Below are 3,098 nucleotides of genomic sequence, written 5' to 3'. Positions count from 1 at the left end.
CTTTATGGCCTTTGCCCTGATTGACCACAACCGCCCCCCGTTCGACGTCGATATCCCCCCGCCGGAGCTGGCGCAGCTCCATGCGCCGGAGGCCACTGCTCCAGAGGATTTCCAGCATCACCCGGTTGCGAAGTCCCAAGATACTCTGGTCGTCCAGGCTGTCCAGCACCTGCACGGTTTCCCGTTCACTCAGTATCTGGGCAGGCAGCCGTTTTTCTTCTTTCGGTAACACCAACTGCTCGGCCGGGTTGTAGAGGATATGATGGCGTTGTAACAACCAACGGAACCACAGCCTCAGGGCGATTAACCGTTCCCGCTGGCCGTTATGGCGGTAAGGCTGTCCATCGGCCTTGCGGTAAGCCCGCAGATAGCGCTGCCAGCTTTCCAGCAACGCCAGCGTCACCTGTGCCGGATACTGGACGGTGCGCTGTTCGCACCAGTCAACGAAGGGCAGCAGCCGTTCCCGGTAGCTTTCCCGTGTCCGCGGGCTTTTTCCCTGTGCGGTCAGTGTATCAAGGTACGCGTCCAGTTGCGCCCGCAGCGTGATAAGCGGGTTGCCGTGTGAAGGGGTCATGCGGATTTTCCTTTTTGTCGTGGACGTTATCCGGCAGTACGGTATGGCGGCGATATTTTATGGCATTGCCGGAACAGTGATTTTTCGTTTAACCAGACTTGTGAGCGTTGAGCCCGGTCTGGCTCTGGCTTTAGGGCGGTTTTGACTGCCCAGACTTAGCCCCGACTTGGGGCAGACTTGATACAGACTTGCCTCCGTGCTGCCCAGACTTGCGAGGATCATACCGGGACGATCAGGCCGCTTAAGTGGGCACGGTCGCCGTCACCATCCCAGAGCAGTTCGTATTGCAGCAGATGCCCGCGACTGCCGCCGTGGATCAGCAGATACTCCATGTCACTTAAGCGCTGGCAATGCAGCTTAAGCTGGCTGTCGCTCCAGTGCGTGTAAGCCCGGATATCCCGCCGGGTAAAACGAACGGTATTCAGGGCGCACTGCTGCTCTGCCGCCATTGCGTGCGCCATCTGTTGGATCAACAGTAACAGCTTGCGCGTCTGCGGCGGCATTTCGTCGAGCGTCCGGCCTAAGATCTCATGCGCTAACTGATTGGCGAGCCGGATATCATCCTGGGTCACTTCGATATAGGCCAGTGTCTTGCCGCGATGCTCGGCGGTCTTGATTTCCCGCTGATACTGGTGCAACAGGGCGATACTCTGGATAAGCGTCAGATATTTCATGTGATCACGGCGGGTGCGGGTTTTGTCTGACATAAAGGTCAGTTGGTGCGCATACGGATTGACCACATTCAGGGGCTTAATCAGCCGCTGGGCGTTCTGGTGAAGTTGCATCAGATAGTCCCGCTCGTTCTCAGCCAGCAGGCCTTCGAGCGTCTGCTTCTGGCGCTGCAACGCATGGATGGCTTCCGTTTGTTCGCGGGATTCATTGACCGTCAGCACCAGACAGCGGTTCAGCAGTTCTTCATCCACATCAATGGCGGTCGTAGTCAGCATCAGCATCACCGGGCCTTTGACGGTATAACTTTTGGTGACGAGGTTGCCCGTGGCTTCATCCTTGCCGGTGCTGGCCATCGTCAGCTCGCCATCCGATTGCAACAACTTCAACGCATAAGCTGCCTGCCGCACGCCTTCTTCTTCGGCGATAGCGAGGATTTTATGCTGGAGATTGGTTTCGCCCAGATAGAACAGGCTTTGCCCGGTCATGGCGCTGTACTGGATGCGCTCCTCTTCGGGGATCAGGTTCAGCACCGCCTCCATCAGTGAGGATTTGCCGGCGGCGCTGCTGCTCTGGATGAGTACCGCTAACGGTTTGGGTAACTTTCGGCTCACCGCCGCCAAAAAACCGGCCAGTAAATTAGTGGATTCGCCGACCACACCGCAGGCGGCTAAGTCAGCGGTCACTCGTGCCGTCAGATAGGGATCTTGCAGTAAGGCCAGTGCCGCTTCCCGTTCTGCGATCCCCATTTCCGGTACGTTGGGGACGGTGTCCGCTGGCTGTTGCTGCCACTGTTCGACCGCCAGTAACACCTGACTCAGCGCACGCCGGAGGTCGCCTTCGGTCAAGCCCAGCTCAGCGGCGGCCATGCGGGCGTAACTGTTGCGTGAGCGGCCGCTCATCAGATCAACCCCGTCGGCGAACAGCACACCGCTTTGCCTGTCCAGCACCTGCGCATTGAGCTTCATGGCAACCGATCCCGCTTTGACCGCGCCCAGCCCGCGCAGGCACCATTGCAGTGTGCCGACTGACACGCGCAGCTCGCCATGATCACCGGACTCACACACCACATTTGGCGTCACGCTGGGTGCGGGGTCAGCCGCTAAAGGGGAAACGGGTTCTGGCTCAGGCGTCTGGCGCGCAAGGGCGACCATGCCCGCCACATCCTGCATCGGCACGGCACTCTCAAGCAGCAGGGCAAAGGCGGTTTCCGGCTCCGCCATCTGGCACAGATACCCGTTGGCATCCTGATCTGGCGGGAACACCACACGCAGCGGCGTGATGCCTTTGGCAACCAGTTCTGAGGCCAGTTTCACCGCGGCATCATTGCCGGCGCTGTCATTATCGAAAGCGATCAGCACCTGCTTAATGTTGTACTGCTCAAACGCCTGCCAGTGATCCGCGGTGACGCCATTCACCCCGTAAGCGGCCGTGACATTGCGCTGCCCTGTCACCCAGAATGACATCGCATCAATCAGCGATTCGCACAGGATGAGCGATTTGGACGCCCCCAGCGCCGCCGCATTCCAGACCCCCTGATGTGCCCCCGGCAGGTACAGGTGACGGATAATAGACTGGCGCTGGTCGTCGCCGATTTTGCGCCCGTACAGCTCATGCACCTGCCCCTCAGCACCGATAACGGGCACAACCAGCGAACCCCGCAGATGCTCCCGCCCGTTTTCCCGCAGCACCCCGATGGCTTGCAGGCGGCGGCGGATCTCCTCGCCCGCTTTGACTTTTTTCGGTGGCAGACGGTAGCCCAGCGTGCGGTTGGCAAAGCCCAGCTTAAACTGCGCGACCAGTTCAGGATGGTTGAGCCGCCGCTTCGCCAGATAAGCCTGGGCTTCCGGCGCAT

At 59.6% G+C, this 3,098-nt stretch carries 3 protein-coding genes; 1 reads left to right on the top strand and 2 read right to left on the bottom strand.

What is annotated here, in order from left to right:
• On the bottom strand, positions 1-574 hold a 574-nt coding region (locus Xenpb_RS18155; protein WP_187655568.1), incomplete at its 3' end, for a tyrosine-type recombinase/integrase.
• Between Xenpb_RS18155 and Xenpb_RS18150 the strand changes: the two genes are divergently transcribed.
• Positions 573-719 carry a hypothetical protein gene (locus Xenpb_RS18150; protein ID WP_187655567.1) on the top strand — a complete coding sequence of 49 codons (147 nt, stop codon included), beginning with the start codon at positions 573-575 and terminating at the stop codon, positions 717-719. The two genes, Xenpb_RS18155 and Xenpb_RS18150, sit on opposite strands and share 2 nt — an antisense overlap.
• Positions 720-792: 73 nt before the next feature.
• Here Xenpb_RS18150 and Xenpb_RS18145 read toward each other — a convergent pair.
• On the bottom strand, positions 793-3,098 hold a 2,306-nt coding region (locus tag Xenpb_RS18145; protein ID WP_187655566.1), incomplete at its 5' end, for a toprim domain-containing protein.

The organism is Xenorhabdus sp. PB62.4, from assembly GCF_014467285.1.
Lineage (GTDB): Bacteria > Pseudomonadota > Gammaproteobacteria > Enterobacterales > Enterobacteriaceae > Xenorhabdus.
This window is presented reverse-complemented; position numbering and strand designations above follow the sequence as displayed.

Excerpts from the sequence above, each read along its gene's own strand:
- Xenpb_RS18150 (WP_187655567.1), top strand. The coding sequence starts at position 573 with ATGCGGATTTTCCTTTTTGTCGTGGACGTTATCCGGCAGTACGGTATG.